Origin of the sequence: Amycolatopsis sp. 505 (genome assembly GCF_031625235.1) — a bacterium.
In the GTDB taxonomy this organism is placed as follows: domain Bacteria; phylum Actinomycetota; class Actinomycetes; order Mycobacteriales; family Pseudonocardiaceae; genus Amycolatopsis.
The window spans coordinates 1-15,051 of record NZ_JACKQP010000020.1 but is presented as its reverse complement, the minus strand read 5'-3'; the positions used below and the strand labels follow the sequence as shown (position 1 = coordinate 15,051).

16 protein-coding genes and 1 pseudogene are annotated in these 15,051 nt (G+C 72.1%); 4 read left to right on the top strand and 13 right to left on the bottom strand.

Translation table 11 applies throughout. From position 1 onward, the window contains the following. Position 1: 1 nt before the first annotated feature. On the bottom strand, positions 2-871 hold the full coding sequence (locus H5965_RS44405; RefSeq protein WP_310977329.1) for an aldolase: 870 nt from the start codon (positions 869-871) through the stop codon (positions 2-4). Positions 872-1,008: 137 nt separating this feature from the next. On the opposite strand from H5965_RS44405, the gene H5965_RS44400 reads away from it, so the two are divergent. After that, positions 1,009-1,785, top strand: a complete 777-nt coding sequence (locus H5965_RS44400) for a GntR family transcriptional regulator (RefSeq protein ID WP_310977328.1) — start codon at positions 1,009-1,011, stop codon at positions 1,783-1,785. A gap of 36 nt (positions 1,786-1,821) precedes the next feature. Here H5965_RS44400 and H5965_RS44395 read toward each other — a convergent pair whose 3' ends face one another. The 6 genes from H5965_RS44395 to H5965_RS44370 form a co-directional block, all read right to left on the bottom strand. Further along, positions 1,822-3,018, bottom strand: a complete 1,197-nt coding sequence (locus H5965_RS44395) for a PP2C family protein-serine/threonine phosphatase (protein ID WP_310977327.1) — start codon at positions 3,016-3,018, stop codon at positions 1,822-1,824. After that, positions 3,018-4,010, bottom strand: coding sequence for an ATP-binding protein (locus H5965_RS44390; protein WP_310977326.1), 993 nt, complete (start codon positions 4,008-4,010; stop codon positions 3,018-3,020). The genes H5965_RS44395 and H5965_RS44390 overlap by 1 nt, the downstream gene beginning before the upstream one ends. Next, positions 4,007-4,429 (bottom strand): ATP-binding protein, encoded by a 423-nt coding sequence (locus H5965_RS44385; RefSeq protein ID WP_310977325.1) that lies wholly within the window; start codon positions 4,427-4,429, stop codon positions 4,007-4,009. The genes H5965_RS44390 and H5965_RS44385 overlap by 4 nt, the downstream gene beginning before the upstream one ends. Next, a complete protein-coding gene (locus H5965_RS44380; protein WP_310977324.1) occupies positions 4,419-4,802 on the bottom strand; it encodes an STAS domain-containing protein in 384 nt (127 codons plus the stop codon). Before H5965_RS44380 ends, H5965_RS44385 begins: the two co-directional genes overlap by 11 nt. Further along, complete coding sequence (locus H5965_RS44375; RefSeq protein WP_310977323.1) at positions 4,799-5,662, bottom strand: STAS domain-containing protein; 864 nt, start codon at positions 5,660-5,662, stop codon at positions 4,799-4,801. The genes H5965_RS44380 and H5965_RS44375 overlap by 4 nt, the downstream gene beginning before the upstream one ends. 74 nt (positions 5,663-5,736) lie before the next feature. After that, complete coding sequence (locus H5965_RS44370) at positions 5,737-6,162, bottom strand: MarR family transcriptional regulator (RefSeq protein ID WP_310977428.1); 426 nt, start codon at positions 6,160-6,162, stop codon at positions 5,737-5,739. Between the two features lie 175 nt (positions 6,163-6,337). On the opposite strand from H5965_RS44370, the gene H5965_RS44365 reads away from it, so the two are divergent. Next, entirely contained in the window at positions 6,338-7,552 is a 1,215-nt protein-coding gene (locus H5965_RS44365) for a PP2C family protein-serine/threonine phosphatase (RefSeq protein WP_310977322.1), read from the top strand. 550 nt (positions 7,553-8,102) lie between these two features. Here the strand turns inward: H5965_RS44365 and H5965_RS44360 are convergent. Continuing rightward, entirely contained in the window at positions 8,103-8,393 is a 291-nt protein-coding gene (locus tag H5965_RS44360; protein ID WP_310977321.1) for a hypothetical protein, read from the bottom strand. Further along, complete coding sequence (locus tag H5965_RS44355; protein WP_310977320.1) at positions 8,393-8,830, bottom strand: Hsp20/alpha crystallin family protein; 438 nt, start codon at positions 8,828-8,830, stop codon at positions 8,393-8,395. Before H5965_RS44355 ends, H5965_RS44360 begins: the two co-directional genes overlap by 1 nt. 166 nt (positions 8,831-8,996) lie before the next feature. On the opposite strand from H5965_RS44355, the gene H5965_RS44350 reads away from it, so the two are divergent. Beyond that, a complete protein-coding gene (locus tag H5965_RS44350; RefSeq protein ID WP_310977319.1) occupies positions 8,997-9,839 on the top strand; it encodes an SDR family oxidoreductase in 843 nt (280 codons plus the stop codon). A gap of 7 nt (positions 9,840-9,846) precedes the next feature. Here the strand turns inward: H5965_RS44350 and H5965_RS44345 are convergent, their stop codons facing one another. Together H5965_RS44345 and ctaD are read right to left on the bottom strand one after the other, a co-directional pair. Beyond that, entirely contained in the window at positions 9,847-10,083 is a 237-nt protein-coding gene (locus H5965_RS44345; RefSeq protein WP_310977318.1) for a hypothetical protein, read from the bottom strand. Beyond that, on the bottom strand, positions 10,061-11,833 hold the full coding sequence (gene ctaD, locus H5965_RS44340; protein WP_310977317.1) for a cytochrome c oxidase subunit I: 1,773 nt from the start codon (positions 11,831-11,833) through the stop codon (positions 10,061-10,063). The genes H5965_RS44345 and ctaD overlap by 23 nt, the downstream gene beginning before the upstream one ends. Positions 11,834-12,025: 192 nt before the next feature. Between ctaD and H5965_RS44335 the strand changes: the two genes are divergently transcribed. Continuing rightward, positions 12,026-12,502, top strand: coding sequence for a DUF4383 domain-containing protein (locus H5965_RS44335; RefSeq protein ID WP_310977316.1), 477 nt, complete (start codon positions 12,026-12,028; stop codon positions 12,500-12,502). 45 nt (positions 12,503-12,547) lie between these two features. Here H5965_RS44335 and glgX read toward each other — a convergent pair whose 3' ends face one another. Both glgX and H5965_RS44325 read right to left on the bottom strand, forming a co-directional pair. Next, positions 12,548-14,725, bottom strand: a complete 2,178-nt coding sequence (gene glgX / locus H5965_RS44330) for a glycogen debranching protein GlgX (RefSeq protein ID WP_310977315.1) — start codon at positions 14,723-14,725, stop codon at positions 12,548-12,550. Between the two features lie 126 nt (positions 14,726-14,851). After that, a pseudogene (locus tag H5965_RS44325) lies at positions 14,852-15,051 on the bottom strand (catalase); the annotation flags it as partial.

Sequence of the window (15,051 nt, the reverse complement as noted above, 5' to 3'; positions counted from 1 at the left end):
TTCACAACAGGCTCACCGCGGTGTCGACGGCCTTGGCGACGTCGCCGTCGTGGGGGTAGAGCAGCGAGCGGCCGACCACCAGGCCCTGCACCGTCGGCTGGGTCAGGGCCCGCTGCCAGGCGGCGAAGGCCGCGTCCGGATCCTTGACCTCGCCGCCGAGCAGGACGGCCGGCAGGGTCGAGGACGCCAGCACGCGCTCCATGTCGTCGACCACCGGCAGCTTGAGCCAGGTGTAGGCCGACGAGCGGCCGAGGCCGGCGGCGATCGTGATCGACTTGATGACGGCGCCGGGGGAGAGGTCGTTCTGCACGCGCCCGTCGACCCACCTCGACAGGAACGGCTCGACCAGCGCGATCAGCTTCCGGTCGGCCAGCTCGTTGATCGCCTTGGCGGTGTTCTCCAGGACGCTCGGGGTGGCCGGGTCGTCGAGGCAGATCCGGGTCAGGGCTTTGCCGCCGTCGAAGCGCATCCGCTCGATCGTTTCCGCGTCGTAGCAGGCGAAGCGGTCGTCGATCTCGAAACTCGACCCGGCCAGGCCGGTGCGGTTCATCGACCCGAGCACGGTCTTGCCGTCGAGCACGCCGAGCAGCAGCAGGTCGTCGATGACGTCCGCGGTGGCCAGGACGCCGGTGACCCCTGGTCGCTCCAGCGCCAGGCACAGCCGCTCCAACAACTCGCCGCGGTCGGCCATCGCCGTGGGGTTCCCGCCGACGGCGTTCGCGCCGCGGGCGGGGTGGTCCGCGGCGATGATCATCGTGCGGCCCTTGTCGTTGAAGGGCGATTCGGCCCGGACGCGGTTCGCGGCCGCCTCGGCGATCGCTCCCGGATCGTGCACGCGTCGGGCGACGATGCGGCGCAGCACGTCGGTCACGGTTCGCTCCCAGCCGGTCTGAAGGGGCACGGCCTTCGTGCTCCCGGAGGCGACGATTCCAGCGGGGCGAGGATTTGTCAAGACATATGGACAACAGGTCATCCCAACAGGTGGCCGCGAGGCGGTACGCTCCGCGGATGAGCAAGCTGGACGCCGCCTTCCCGGCCTGGGACGCGGGGCGCGAGATCGTCCTGGACCCGGGCAGCCCGGAACCGCTGTACTTCCAGGTGTCCCGGCAACTGCACGCCGCGATCGAGGACGGCAGGCTGCCGGCGGGCGCGCGGCTGGGCAACGAGGTCGACCTCGCCGCGAGCCTGCGCCTGTCGCGGCCGACGATCCGCCAGGCGATCCAGACGCTGGTCAACCAGGGCCTGCTCGTGCGGCGGCGCGGGGTCGGCACGCAGGTCGTCCGCACGAAGGTCGCCCGGCCGCTGCGGCTGAGCAGCCTGTTCGACGACCTCGCCGGGCTGGGCGGCAAGCCGGCGTCGGCGGTGCTGGTCAACGAGGTCGAAGAAGCCGGCCCGGACGTGGCCGAGCTGCTGGAGGCGCCCGGGCTGACGCACGTCCGGCGGCTGAAGCGGCTGCGCTCGACCGACGGCGAGCCGCTCGCCCTGATGAACAACTACCTGCCCGACGGCGTCATCGACCCCGGCGACGACGAGCTGCGCGAGCGCGGGCTCTACCAGCTCCTGCGGTCGGCGGGGGTGCGGCTGCACGCGGCCGAGCAGAACATCGGCGCCCGGCTCGCGACCGAGGAGGACGCGGAACTGCTCGGGGAGGAACCCGGGGCCGCACTACTCACGATGCAGCGCACGACGTACGACGACTCGGGTCGGGTGGTCGAGTACGGGTGGCACGTGTACCGGGCGTCCCGGTACACGTTCAACCTTTCGCTGACCAACGGGCCGCAGTAGGCGCAGCAGCGTCGGCAGCCCCGGCGGCCGGTGCCGCTAACCGTCGGCGAACGGTGTCCGGCGCAGCGCCAGCACCACCGTGTCGTCCGCGTGCAGGACGACGTCGTGCATCCGGGTCACCAGCTCGCGCGGCAGGTCCGCCGCCGGGTGGGCGCACAGTCGCCCGGCCAGTGCCAGCAGCCGGGCCTGGCCCTCGTCGATGTCCTTGCGGCTCTCCACCAGGCCGTCGGTGTACAGGAGCACCGTGTCGCCCGGGTCGAGGACCACGTCGACCAGCTCGGGGCTGCCCGGATCGGGGAAGCCGACTCCACGCCCCGGCGCCGGCGGGGGCAGCAGGCGTGCGTCACCGGCCGCGGTGACGAGCACCGGTTCCGGGTGGCCGCCGCTCGCGAAGCGGGTGTGCCCCGTGGCCGGGTCGATGCGGGCCAGGAGGACCGTGGCCATCAGGGCCGACTCGATCGCCGCCAGGGTGTGGGAGGCGTGGGCGATCAGGTCGCGGAACGGGTGGCCCTCCAGGGCCAGCGTGCGGATCGCGTGCGTCACGGTCAGCGCGTGGCGGGTCGAGGTGACGCCGTGGCCCACCGCGTCGACCAGGGTCACGTGCACCTCTCCGCCGGGCAGGACGAACCAGTCGTACAGGTCGCCGCCGGTGGGGGAATCCTGGTCGGTCGGCGAATAGTGGACGGCCAGCTCCAGGCCCGGCACCACCGGCGGCCGCGGGCGCAGCGCGTCCTCCAGCTCGCGGAAGATCGCCGCGTGCGCGCGGCGGAGCTGCTCGTCCCGCTGCTCCAGCTCGACGTACATCGCCAGTACGCCGCTGTTGGTCTCCGCCAGCTCGTGCTTGAGGTCCCGCTGTTCGTTGACGAGCGTGTCGGTGCGGGCCACCAGCGCCAGCATCTCTTCGCGGGTCGCCCGGTCGTCGTCGGGGGCAGCCGCGGCCGCGGGCCTGCCGCCGGCGAGGTGCCAGGTCAGCGTCGGGTCGTCGCCGCGCTCGGGCAGCAGCGGCAGGGCGTCGCGGCTGCCCTGGCTGACGGGGTGCTCGAGCCGCACCGTGACCGCCAGCCGCCGGTCCGAGGCCGCCGTGGCCACGTCCACCGTTTCGCCCGCGGTGAGCGCCGGTTCGGCGAGCAGCGTGACGGCGAGGACCAGCCGCCCGCGCTCGTCGGCGGGCACGCCCGCTTCGGTGCACGCCTTGCGGAGGCGCCGCCGGATCCGGGCCAGGTCGGGGCGCATCAGGCGGACCGGTCCGCGCTCAGGGCGAGCATCGCCGCGTCGTCGCGGGCGTTGCGGTGCCGGTGGGCGAGGTCCGCGGCGAGCAGCAGCAGGTCCGGGGCCCGGCCGGGGACGCGCCAGCCGGTGCCGACGCCGTCGGTGTGCAGGACCACGACGTCGTCGTCGGCCAATGTCAGGTGCCGGACCGGCGCCGACGGCAGCGTGAACCCGACGATGCCGGGCGTGCTGAGCAGCAGCCGGGACGGGCCGTCGCCGAGGCTCGCCCCGCTGACGTTGCCGACGCCGCAGAACTCGAGCCGCCGCGGCGCGATCCGCACCAGCGCGACCGCCGCGCCGCGGGTCGTGCGCAGCGCGCGGTGCATGTTCGTGAGCTGGTGCGGCAGCGGGCGGTCCGGGTTCTCGGTGAACACGCGCAGTGCGGTGTCCGCGGCTTCGGCGGCGTCGGGTCCGTGGCCGAGCCCGTCGGCGACGACGGCCGTCCGGCTGCCCGTGACGTCGGCCAGCGCGACGGCGTCCCCGCAGTACTCCTCGCCGTCGCGGGGCAGGCGGAAGTGCCCGATCGCGCGACGGCCCGGTGGCGCGGCGGGGTCGAGCAGGCGGGCGGCGGCCAGCGTGCCGGCCGTGGGCGAGGACGTGATCCGGAACTCGGCCGCCATCCGCTTCACCGCGCCGAGGCCGGTGCCGAGGGTGGCCGTCGTCGTGTTGCCGTCGAGCAGCCAGTGGTCGAGGTCGGCCATGCCGGGACCGTCGTCGGCGGCCAGCACGTCGACGCCGCGGCCGGTGAGGGCCCGCTGCACGAACACGGCGCCGCCGCCGGTGTGCTTGTCGATGTTGCCCGCGAGCTCGGCCGCCACCACCGCGGCCCGGTCGGCGCGGACACCGGTGAGCCCGGCCTCGTGCGCGACTTCGCGGGCGACGCGGGCGGCGGCGTACCCCGCGCTGGGGTGGTCGACGCGGATCTGGCGCGTCAGTCCGGCGACGGTCGCGGTCATGGCTTCCAGCGCACGACCGTGACGGTCGTGCCGCGGCCGGGCGCGGTGTCGAGGTCGAACTCGTCGACCAGCCGCCGCGTGCCGCCGAGGCCGTGCCCGAGCCCCGCGCCGGTGCTGAACCCGTCGGTCATCGCCTGGGCGACGTCGGCGATCCCGGGCCCTTCGTCGCGCACCCGCAGCCGGAGCCCGAGGCGCCCGGCCGGGTCCCGCACGGTCTCGACGGTCATCGTGCCGCCCCCGCCGTGGATGTAGGCGTTGCGGACCAGCTCGCTGGCCGCGGTCACGATCTTCGTCTGGTCGACGATGGTGAACCCGGCGGCGACCGCGGCCGCCCGCACGGCGTGCCGGGCCGCGAGGAGGTCCTCCTCCACCCGGACCGGGTGCTCGCCGGAGGCGACGGTCCGTTCGTCAGGAAGCATGGGGCGCTTCTTCGGCGGGACGGCGCCAGCCCAGCAGCTCCATCGCCTGCTCCGCGTTGAGGGCGGTCCGGACGCCGGTGAGCTGCAGCCCGAGCTCGGTCAGGGTCAGCGCGACGGCGGGGCGCATCCCCGCCACGATCATCCGCGTCCCGAGCAGCCGCCCGGTGCCGGCCAGCTCCATGAGCACGCGCGCGACGAACGAGTCGATGATCTCCAGCCGGGAGATGTCGATGATGACCCCGCGGATGCCCTCGTTCGCGATCCGCGTGGTCAGCTCGTCGGTGAAGGCGAGGGCCGTCTTGTCGTCCAGGTCGCTCAGCAGCCCGCTGAGCAGGATGTCCCCCAGCCGCAGGATCGGCAGCCCGGCGTTCACCCGGTCACCGCGCCCGGGCGGGCGCTGTCGCCGAGCAGCTGCATCGCGGTCGCCAGCGCGTCGGCCAGCGAGCCGCGCGTGACGATGTGCGAGAGGTCGATGCCCAGCTGGGTGATGGTCTGCGCGATCGACGGCCGGATGCCGCTGATCACGCACTCCGCGCCCATCAGCCGGACGGCGCTGACCGTCTGCAGCAGGTGGTGGGCGACCGCGGTGTCGACGGTTGGGACGCCGGTGATGTCGATGATCGCCACCCGCGCCTCGTTCGCCTGGATCGCCTCCAGGAGGCTGTTCATCACGACCTGCGTGCGGGCGCTGTCGAGCGTGCCGATCAGCGGCACCGCGAGGACGTGGCGCCACAGCCGCACCACGGGCGTGGACAGCTCGAGCATCTGGTCGTGCTGCTCGCGGATGATCCGCTCCCGGCCGGCGGAGTAGACCTCGAACGTCAGCACACCCGCGCTGTCGAGCAGCTCGTTGACCAGCAGCGCGGCCCGGTAGCGCAGGGCGGAATCGTCGGTGTGCCGCTCGATCGCGCTCAGCATCGTGCGCTTGAGCGCCAGGATCGCCATGGCGGTGGCCGACGGCTGGGCGCCCGCGCGGGCCCGCCGCTCCGACAGCGACGTCAGCGCGTCCCGGACGGCGGGGTCCTGGTCGACGATCCGGGACACCGGGAGCGTGCCGCCGAGCGCGGTGCGGAGGGCGTCCAGCAGCTCGACGGCCTCGCGGCGCAGGTCCTGCCCGTTCCGGTCGCCGTCGTGCGGCTCCTGACCGGCCCAGTCGCGGGCCAGCGAGGACCGGTCTTCCTCCAGCATCCGCGCCAGGACCGAGCGGACCTGGCTGTCGTCCGTGCCCAGCACCGACGCCCTCCTCCGTGTTCGAGGCGCGCTCTGCTGTACGCCGACCGAGTGATTGTCATATAACAACAGTTGTTTCAGGAACGCAAATCCGGCAGGTCGCCGGCCGCCTCGGCCAGCGCCCGGTATTCCCGCAGCCCGGCGGCCAGGGCGAGCCGGCCCGCGGGGCTCATCTTCGCCAGCAGCGCCTGGACGCGGTCCCGGCGCCGGGCCCGCAGGTCCTGCAGGTAGGCCCGCCCGCGGTCGGACAGCCGCAACGTCAGCTCCCGCCGGCTGCGCGCGCTGGGCAGCCGTTCGAGGAACCCGACCGCCTCCAGCCGGTCGCACAGCCTGCTGACCAGCGGCGGCGTCGAGCCCAGCTGCTCGGCCAGCTGCCGCAGGTTGACCCCGTCGTGGCGGTCCAGCGCGACGACCGCGCGCAGCTGCGAGATCGACAGCGGGCGCGGCGAGACGTCCCGCTCTCCCTCGACCACCGACTCGAAGAGGCGGGCGAGGTCCGACACGGCGGCCGGCCCGTCCGGGGCCGCCTGCTCGCGGGATCGATCCACGGCGTCCACTCTGGCATCCCTATGCTGAACCGGCAGCACAGCCAACGCGACTCGCCGTGGACCGGCGCGCCGGAGCGGCGCAGACTCGACAGAACCATCCCGGCACGGGCGCGTGAGCAGGAGGCAGGCGTTGGACAGATCCCTGGCGGTGGAGCGTCTCCTCCGTGACGTACCACCGCACGACCTGCCCGGCGCGCTGCGCTCGGGTCTCGGCGAGCACTTCGGCGCCGAAGCGGTCGAACTGCTGATGGCCGACTACGCCCTCACGGAGCTGTGCCAGGTGGGCGAGCAGCCCTACTCGACGGAGCCGATCCCGGTCGACGGCACGATCCCCGGGTCGGCGTTCCTCACGCAGGCGGCGACGTTTTCCCGCGACGGCGACCGCGTCACCGGCTACCTGCCGGTCAGCGTCCGCGGTGACCGGCTCGGCGTCCTGGCCGTCACCTTGCCGTGCGAACCGGAGCCGCCGGTGTGGGCGGAGCTCCAGCGGTTCGCCGAAGCGGTGGCCCACGAGCTGTTCGTCGCCGACCGGGACACCGACCTCTACATCCAGGCCCGGCGCTCGTCACGGCTGACGCTGGCCGCGGAGATGCAGTGGCAGCTGCTGCCCGGACGGGCCTGCACCCGCGCCGAGTTCGCGCTCGGCGGTCAGCTGGAGCCGGCCTACGCCATCTACGGGGACTGCTTCGACTGGTCCGCGTCCGCGCGGAAGCTCGCGGTCACGCTGATCAACGGCATGGGGGAGGGCAGCGAAGCGGCGCTGCTGACGAACCTCGCGGTGAACGCGCTGCGCAACGCCCGGCGCGCCGGGATCGCGCTCGACGCGCAGGCCGAACTCGCCGACCAGGCGCTGTACGCGCACTACCGCGGCGCCGAGCACGTGGCCGCGCTGCTGCTGGAGTTCGACCTCGGCACCGGCGCGGTGCAGGTGGTCGACGCGGGCTCGCCGCGGCTGTGGCGGCTGCGGGACGGCAAGGCCGAGCGGATCCTCTTCGACGAGCAGCTCCCGCTCGGCACGTTCGACGGCACGATCTACACGCTCGAAAGCTTCCAGGCCGCCGACGGCGACCGGTTCGTGTTCGTCAGCGACGGCGTGTACAACGCGCTCGGCCCGCACGGCGAGCGGTACGGCGACCGCGAACTCGCCGAGGCGGTGTCGGCGACGGCGGACCTGCCGGCGGCGCACGTGCCGGGCGCGATGCTGCGGGAGCTGTCGACCCGCCGGCACGGCAGCCAGGCCGAGGACGACGCGATGGTGGTGTGCCTGGACTGGTTCGGGTCGACGCCGTTGTCCGGGACGGGGGACGGGCCTGCGGTGACGGTGCGGCGGGCTGACGGGGGCTAGGTAGCGGCCGGTTCGCTCGGGGTGCTGCTGCGTGGTGGACCGGGTCTGGTTTCTGCCTCGAGGTTCCGATGGGTTGGCGTCGGGCGGTGCCCACCACCCCGAAGCCGGATTGTGACTACGGCCGGTGGTACCGCGTCAAGGCGGGAAAGCGTGCCTTGACCCGGCACCACCGGCCGTGTTTGGGCTTCGGATCGGGGTGGCGGGGGAGGGCTGGGTGGGGTGCAGGCGCGGGGGCCGCATGCGGTTCGGGGCGGTGAGGCGGTTCAAAGGGCGCTCCGGCTTCGCCGGAGCCCTGCCAGGCCGCGGAAGGCCGCCGGGGTGGGGTTGGTGGCTTGCCGAGGCGGGGAAGGCCGCGGGGGCGCCCCCCGGTTTCACTCTACCGGCGACCGCCGACAATTTCGGGCCGCTCAGGCGGCACCGGGCACCGGTGGCCGGCCGCCCGGGCGACCGCGGCCAAGCCATCGCCGCGGGGGTCCCCCCGTTTTCCACTCTACCGGCGACCACCGACAGTTTCGGCCACCCCAGCCAGCCGCCGCCTGCTCGCTCGGAGTCAGGCGGCCGCCGACGGTTGTCGTTCCCTCGGGGCCGTGCGGCCCACGCTGACTACGGCCGCGAGGATCTCGTCCGGGTCGATGCCCGGTTCCCACAGCTCCGTGCCGACCACGTGGGCCAGCCTGCGGCGGCGGTGTTGCGGGGTGTCCGTCAAGGCGACCTCGGTCGGGCGGCCCTTCTTGACCGCGTGGACCGCCCGGGTCACGAGGATCGCCTCTTGACGAGTGGTGCCCAGTTCCGCCGCCGCGGCGAAGATCCTCTCCGCCGCGGCGTGACACCGTTCGTCCATCAGGCCTGGATCTCGCGGCGGCCGGACCGGTCACCGCCGATCTCGATGCGGCGGGGCTTGGCCTTCTCGGCTACCGGGATGCGCAGGGTCAGCACGCCCGCCTCGTAGTCGGCGGCGATGTGGTCGGTGTCGAGGCTGTCGCCGAGGAACAGCTGGCGGGAGAACACGCCCAGCGGCCGCTCGGAAACCTGCATCTCCACGTTGTCGCCACCGGGGAGCGGGCGGCGCTCGGCCTTGACCGTCAGCACGTTGCGCTCGATGTCGAGCTCGATGGCGTCCGGAGCGACGCCCGGCAGGTCGAAGCAGACCACGAACTCGTCGCCGGCGCGGTAGGCGTCCATCGGCATCGCGGTGGGCTTCGACCAGGTTCCGGTGGTGCCGAAGACCTGCTGGGTCAGGCGGTCCAGCTCACGGAACGGGTCGGTGCGCATCAACATCGTTGTCCTCCTTCTGGGCTTCGACGGGCGTTGTCAACACGCACTACTGTTCTAGCATGTCGTCCAAACGATGACAAGTAGGAAGTCGTCATCAAGATGACAGTGTGAGCCCGGCGCCACCGGGAACACGGGGCGGGAGATCCAGTCCCGTCCCGAAGGAGCCACCGTGCCCGAGCAGCCCGCCCAGCAGCAGACCCCGCCCGGCACCACCGCCGCCATGACGCCGCGGCCCGACCACGGCGAGCACAGCTACCGCGGCTCCGGCAAGCTGACCGGCAAGGCGGCGCTCATCACCGGCGCGGACAGCGGGATCGGCCGCGCGGTGGCGATCGCCTACGCCCGGGAAGGCGCCGACGTGCTGATCTCCTACCTCGACGAGCACGAGGACGCCGAAGAGACGCGGCGCTGGGTGGAGGAGGCCGGGCGCAAGGCCGTCGTCGTGCCCGGGGACGTCGCCGATCCCGCGCACTGCCGGGCCCTGGTCGCCCGCACCGTCGAGGAGTTCGGCCGGATCGACGTCCTGGTCAACAACGCCGCCTTCCAGATGACCCACGAGACCCTGGAGGAGATCCCGGACGAGGAGTGGGACCACACCCTCGCCACCAACCTGAGCGCGTTCTTCCACCTCGCCAAGGCCGCCGTGCCGCACATGAAGCCCGGGGCGTCGATCATCGGCAGCTCGTCGGTGAACTCCGACAACCCGACGCCGCAGCTGCTGCCCTACGACGTGACGAAGGCGGGCATCGCGAACATGTGCGCGGCCCTCGCGCAGCTGCTGGGACCGAAGGGGATCCGGGCCAACAGCGTCGCGCCGGGGCCGATCTGGACGCCGCTGATCCCGTCCACCATGCCGGAGGAGCAGGTGAAGTCCTTCGGCGAGCAGGTGCCGCTGGGCCGCGCCGGGCAGCCGGCCGAGCTGGCGCCGGTGTACGTGCTGCTGGCCTCCGACGACGGCAGCTACGTCTCCGGCGCCCGCGTCGCGGTGACGGGTGGCGCGCCGATCCTGTGACCGGCGCTCAGCTCCGCTGAAGGTGCGCGCAGACGGCGAGGTTCCCGGCGACGCACGCCGGGAACAGCCACGGCAGCGCCAGGAAGATCCCGGCCGCCACCAACGCCAGTGCGACGGCGTCCAAGCACAGGCACCACCGGAGCCGCCGGGCGCCCGTCTCCAAGCCTCGCTCGATCCCGCGCAGCCGCCGCCGCTCCCACGCCCGCAGCGGCGGGCCCGGGTCAGCGGCCGCGGGGGTCGTCACTGTCGCCCTGGTCGCTGGGCTGGATGGCGCCCGCGGCCACCTCGGCCGGCGACGGCTTGTCGCCGGGGTGGCCGCGGGTGACGTGCCCTTCGGCGCGCATCCGCTCGACCATGTGCGGGTAGTGCAGCTCGAAGGCGGGGCGCTCCGAGCGGATGCGGGGCAGTTCGAGGAAGTTGTGCCGGGGCGGCGGGCTCGTCGTGGCCCATTCGAGCGAGTTGCCGAAGCCCCACGGGTCGTCGACGCCGACGGGGGCGCCGTAGCGGTAGCTCTTGAAGACGTTCCAGATGAACGGCAGCACCGACAGGCCCAGCAGGAACGCGCCGATGGTCGACACCATGTGCATCCAGGTGAAGTTGTCGCTCGAGAGGTAGTCGGCGTAGCGGCGCGGCATGCCCGCGTCGCCGAGCCAGTGCTGGATGAGGAACGTCGTGTGGAAGCCGATGAACGTCGTCCAGAAGTGCCACTTCGCCAGTCCCTCGTCGAGCATCCGGCCGGTGATCTTCGGGAACCAGAAGTAGATGCCGGCGAAGGTGGCGAAGACGATCGTGCCGAAGAGCACGTAGTGGAAGTGGGCGACGACGAAGTAGCTGTCGTGGACGTGGAAGTCCAGCGGCGGGGACGCGAGGATGACCCCGGTCAGGCCGCCGAGCAGGAACGTCACCATGAAGCCGACCGACCACAGCATCGGCGACTCGAAGGTCAGCTGTCCCCGCCACATCGTGCCGATCCAGTTGAAGAACTTGATCCCGGTCGGCACCGCGATGAGGAACGTCATGATCGAGAAGAAGGGCAGCAGCACGGCACCGGTGGCGAACATGTGGTGCGCCCACACCACCGCCGACAGCCCGGTGATCCCGATCGTCGCGAACACCATGAGCTTGTAGCCGAACAGCGGTTTCCGGCTGAACACCGGCACGATCTCGGTGACGATCCCGAAGTAGGGCAACGCGACCACGTAGACCTCGGGGTGGCCGAAGAACCAGAACAGGTGCTGCCACAGGATCGCGCCGCCGTTCTCCGGGTCGAACACGTGCGCGCCGAGGTGCCGGTCGGCCAGGAGCGCGAACAGCGCCGCGGTGAGGATCGGGAACGCCAGCAGGATCAGCACCGACGTGAACAGGATGTTCCAGGTGAAGATCGGCATCCGCCACATGAGCATCCCGGGACACCGCAGGCACACCACGGTCGTGATCATGTTGACCGCGCCGAGGATCGTGCCGAGCCCGGTGACGATCAGGCCGGCGATCCACAGGTCGCCGCCGACGCCGGGGGAGTGGATGGCGTTGGACAGCGGCGTGTACGCGGTCCAGCCGAAATCGGGCGGACCACCCGGGGTGAGGTATCCCGACAGGACGACCAGCCCCCCGAACAGGTACAGCCAGTAGGAGAACGCGTTCAGCCGCGGGAACGCCACGTCCGGTGAGCCGATCTGCAGCGGCAGGACGAAGTTGGCGAAGCCGAACAGGTTCGGGGTGGCGTAGAGCAGCAGCATGATCGTGCCGTGCATGGTGAAGAGCTGGTTGTACTGCTCCGGCGAGAGGAACTGCAGGCCGGGCCGGGCCAGCTCACCCCGCATGAGCAACGCGGTCAGGCCGCCGATCAGGAAGAACCCGAACGACGTCGTCAGGTACAGCACGCCGATCGTCTTGTGGTCGGTGGTGCGGATCGTCTTCAGGAGCGTGGCACCGCGGGGACCCCGCCACACCGGGCGGTGGGGGATCGGAGCCGGGCGTGTCACCGTGTCGGTCATCGGACTTCTCACCTGTCGCCGCCGGGGAACGAGCTCTTCCCGCGCGCGTACCCGGGGCCGGGGGAGGCTACACACCCGAATCCCGGGATCAGCCGAACGAGCCGGCTTTGCAACCGGAGCGAGATCCGGGCCGGGGATTGGTGCCGGTCCGGCCGGGTAAGCCTCGGGCTTCACCTGCCGAAAGGAATTGCCATGTCCACCGCCACACCCGCCCGCACCCGGACACCCGTGCAGGTCGCCGCCATGGTCGTCGCGGTCGTCTTCCTGCTGGTCGGCGTGCTCGGCTTCGTGCCGGGCATCACGACGGACTACGACCAGCTGAGCTTCGCCGGCCACGACTCGATGGCCATGCTGCTGGGCGTGTTCATGGTCTCCGTGCTGCACAACATCGTCCACCTGCTCTTCGGCGTCGTCGGCCTCGCGTCGGCCCGCACCGCGCGCGGCGCCCGGACGTACCTCATCGCCGGCGGGGTCGTCTACCTGGTGCTCTGGCTCTACGGGCTGCTCATCGACCACGGCAGCGACGCGAACTTCGTGCCCGTCAACACCGCCGACAACTGGCTGCACCTGGGCCTGGGCGTCGGCATGATCGCCCTCGGCCTGCTGACGGCCCGCGCGGGCCGCACCGGTCCGGGGCCGCACGCGGCCCGGGGTCCCGGCCTCGGCTGACGACCGCGCAGCCGGGCCGCCGCGGGGCGGCCCGGCTGCGGTGGATCAATCCTCCTTGGTGCGCATCAGCACGGTCAGCGATCGGCCGCCGACGACCAGCGTTCCGCCGCCCGGCACCGTCCGCGGGGTGGCCAGCTGGTCGCCGGCCACGCCGCCGACCAGGACGCCGCCGACCGATCGGTGGAACACCTCGCCGGAGGCCGAATCCAGGACGATTGCCCACTCCTCGCCGTAACCGCCGTCGGGGACGGTCATCGTCATGTCGTCGTCGTGGGCGTTGAAGCAGAGCAGGAACGAGTCGTCCACCACGCGCTCGCCGCGCGCGTCGAGGTCCGGGATCGCCGTTCCGTTGAGGAACACCGTGATGGTGCGGCCGAACCCGGACTCCCAGTCCTGGTCGGTCATCTCCTCGCCGGACGGGGTGAACCAGGCGATGTCGCGCAGTTCGTCGCCGCGGCGGATGGGGCGGCCGGCGAAGAAGCGGCGCCGGCGGAACACCGGGTGCTGGTGGCGCAGGTCCACCACCGCCGAGGTGAACTCGAACAGCTCGCGGTTGTGGTCCAGCTGCGACCAGTCGACCCAGGACAGCTCGTTGTCCTGGCAGTAGGCGTTGTTGTTGCCCTGCTGGGTGCGGCCGAACTCGTCGCCGTGCAGCAGCATCGGTACGCCCTGGGACAGCAGCAGCGTGGCGATCAGGTTCCGCCGCTGCCGCGCCCGGAGGTCGAGGATCTTCTCGTCCTCGGTCGGGCCCTCCGCGCCGCAGTTCCACGACCGGTTGTCGTCGGCGCCGTCGCGGCCGTCCTCGCCGTTGGCCTCGTTGTGCTTTTCGTTGTAAGACACCAGGTCGTTCAGCGTGAAGCCGTCGTGCGCGGTGACGAAGTTGATCGACGCGAACGGGCGGCGGCCGTCGCTCTGGTAGAGGTCCGACGACCCGGTGATCCGGCTCGCGAACTCGCCGAGCGTGGCGGGCTCGCCCCGCCAGAAGTCGCGGACGGTGTCACGGTACGCGCCGTTCCACTCGGTCCACAGCGGCGGGAAGTTGCCGACCTGGTAGCCGCCCGGGCCGACGTCCCAGGGCTCGGCGATCAGCTTCACCTGGCTCACCACGGGGTCCTGCTGCACCAGGTCGAAGAAGGTGGCCAGCCGGTCGACGTCGTAGAACTCGCGGGCGAGCGTGGCGGCGAGGTCGAACCGGAACCCGTCGACGTGCATCTCGGTGACCCAGTAGCGCAGCGAGTCCATGATCAGCTGCAGGGTGTGCGGCTGGCGCACGTTCAGCGAGTTCCCGGTGCCGGTGTAGTCCATGTAGTACTGCGGATCGTCTTCGACCAGCCGGTAGTAGGCCTGGTTGTCGATGCCGCGCATGGACAGCGTCGGCCCGAGGTGGTTGCCCTCGGCCGTGTGGTTGTAGACGACGTCGAGGATGACCTCGATCCCGGCTTCGTGCAGCGTCCGCACCATCGCCTTGAACTCGTGCACCTCGCTGCCCGGGGTCGCCGGCATGATCGAGGCGGCGTACTCGTTGTGCGGCGCGAAGTAGGCGATCGTGTTGTAGCCCCAGTAGTTGGCCAGGCCGCGCTCGGTGAGGGCGTGGTCGTGCAGGAACTGGTGGACCGGCATCAGCTCGACGGCGGTGACGCCGAGGGTCTTGAGGTACTCGATCATCACCGGGTGCGCCAGCCCGGAGTACGTCCCCCGCAGCTCCTCCGGGATGTCCGGGTGGAGCTTCGTCAGCCCGCGGACGTGCGCTTCGTAGACGACGGTCTCGTTGTACGGCACCTTCGGCGGCCGGTCGTTGGCCCAGTCGAAGTACGGGTTGACGACGACCGCGCGGACGGTGTGCGCCGCCGAGTCGTCGTCGTTGCGCTCCTCGGGCCGGCCGAACCGGTAGCCGAACACGGATTCGTCCCAGTCCACCCGGCCGGTGACGGCCTTGGCGTACGGGTCGAGCAGCAGCTTGGCGGGGTTGCACCGCAGCCCGCGGGCGGGGTCGTGCGGCCCGTGGACGCGGAAGCCGTACTCCTGGCCGGGGCCGATGCCGGTCAGGTAGCCGTGGTGGACGAAGCCGTCGACCTCCGGCAGCCGGATCCGGGTCTCGGTTCCGTCCGGGGCGAACAGGCAGAGGTCGACGCGGTCGGCGACCTCGGAGAAGAGTGCGAAGTTGGTGCCGACACCGTCGTAGTCGGCGCCGAGCGGGTAGGGGGAACCGGGCCAAGGCTGCACTGGGCCTCCACAGGGGCGCGAGGGAACTCCGCCCGGATACCCGGCCGGGCGGCGTCCGAATCCGTGACGCGCGCCTCTCACCCGGACGCCCGGCCGGGGCCGCCGGCGGCGGCCCCGGCGACGGCGTCAGGTGAGCTTGTTCTTGACCTCCTTGGCCTTGCCCTTGGCGGTGCCCTTCGCGTCCTGCAGCGGCGAGTAGGTGCCGTAGAGGGCGGGGTCGGGTTTCGGGGCGGTGCCCGGGCCGCCGAGGGGTTCGGGGTCCATGAGGTATTCGATGCCGGCGTCGGTGGTCCAGCTGGTGCCTTTGGCGCCGTCGGGGCCGTCGG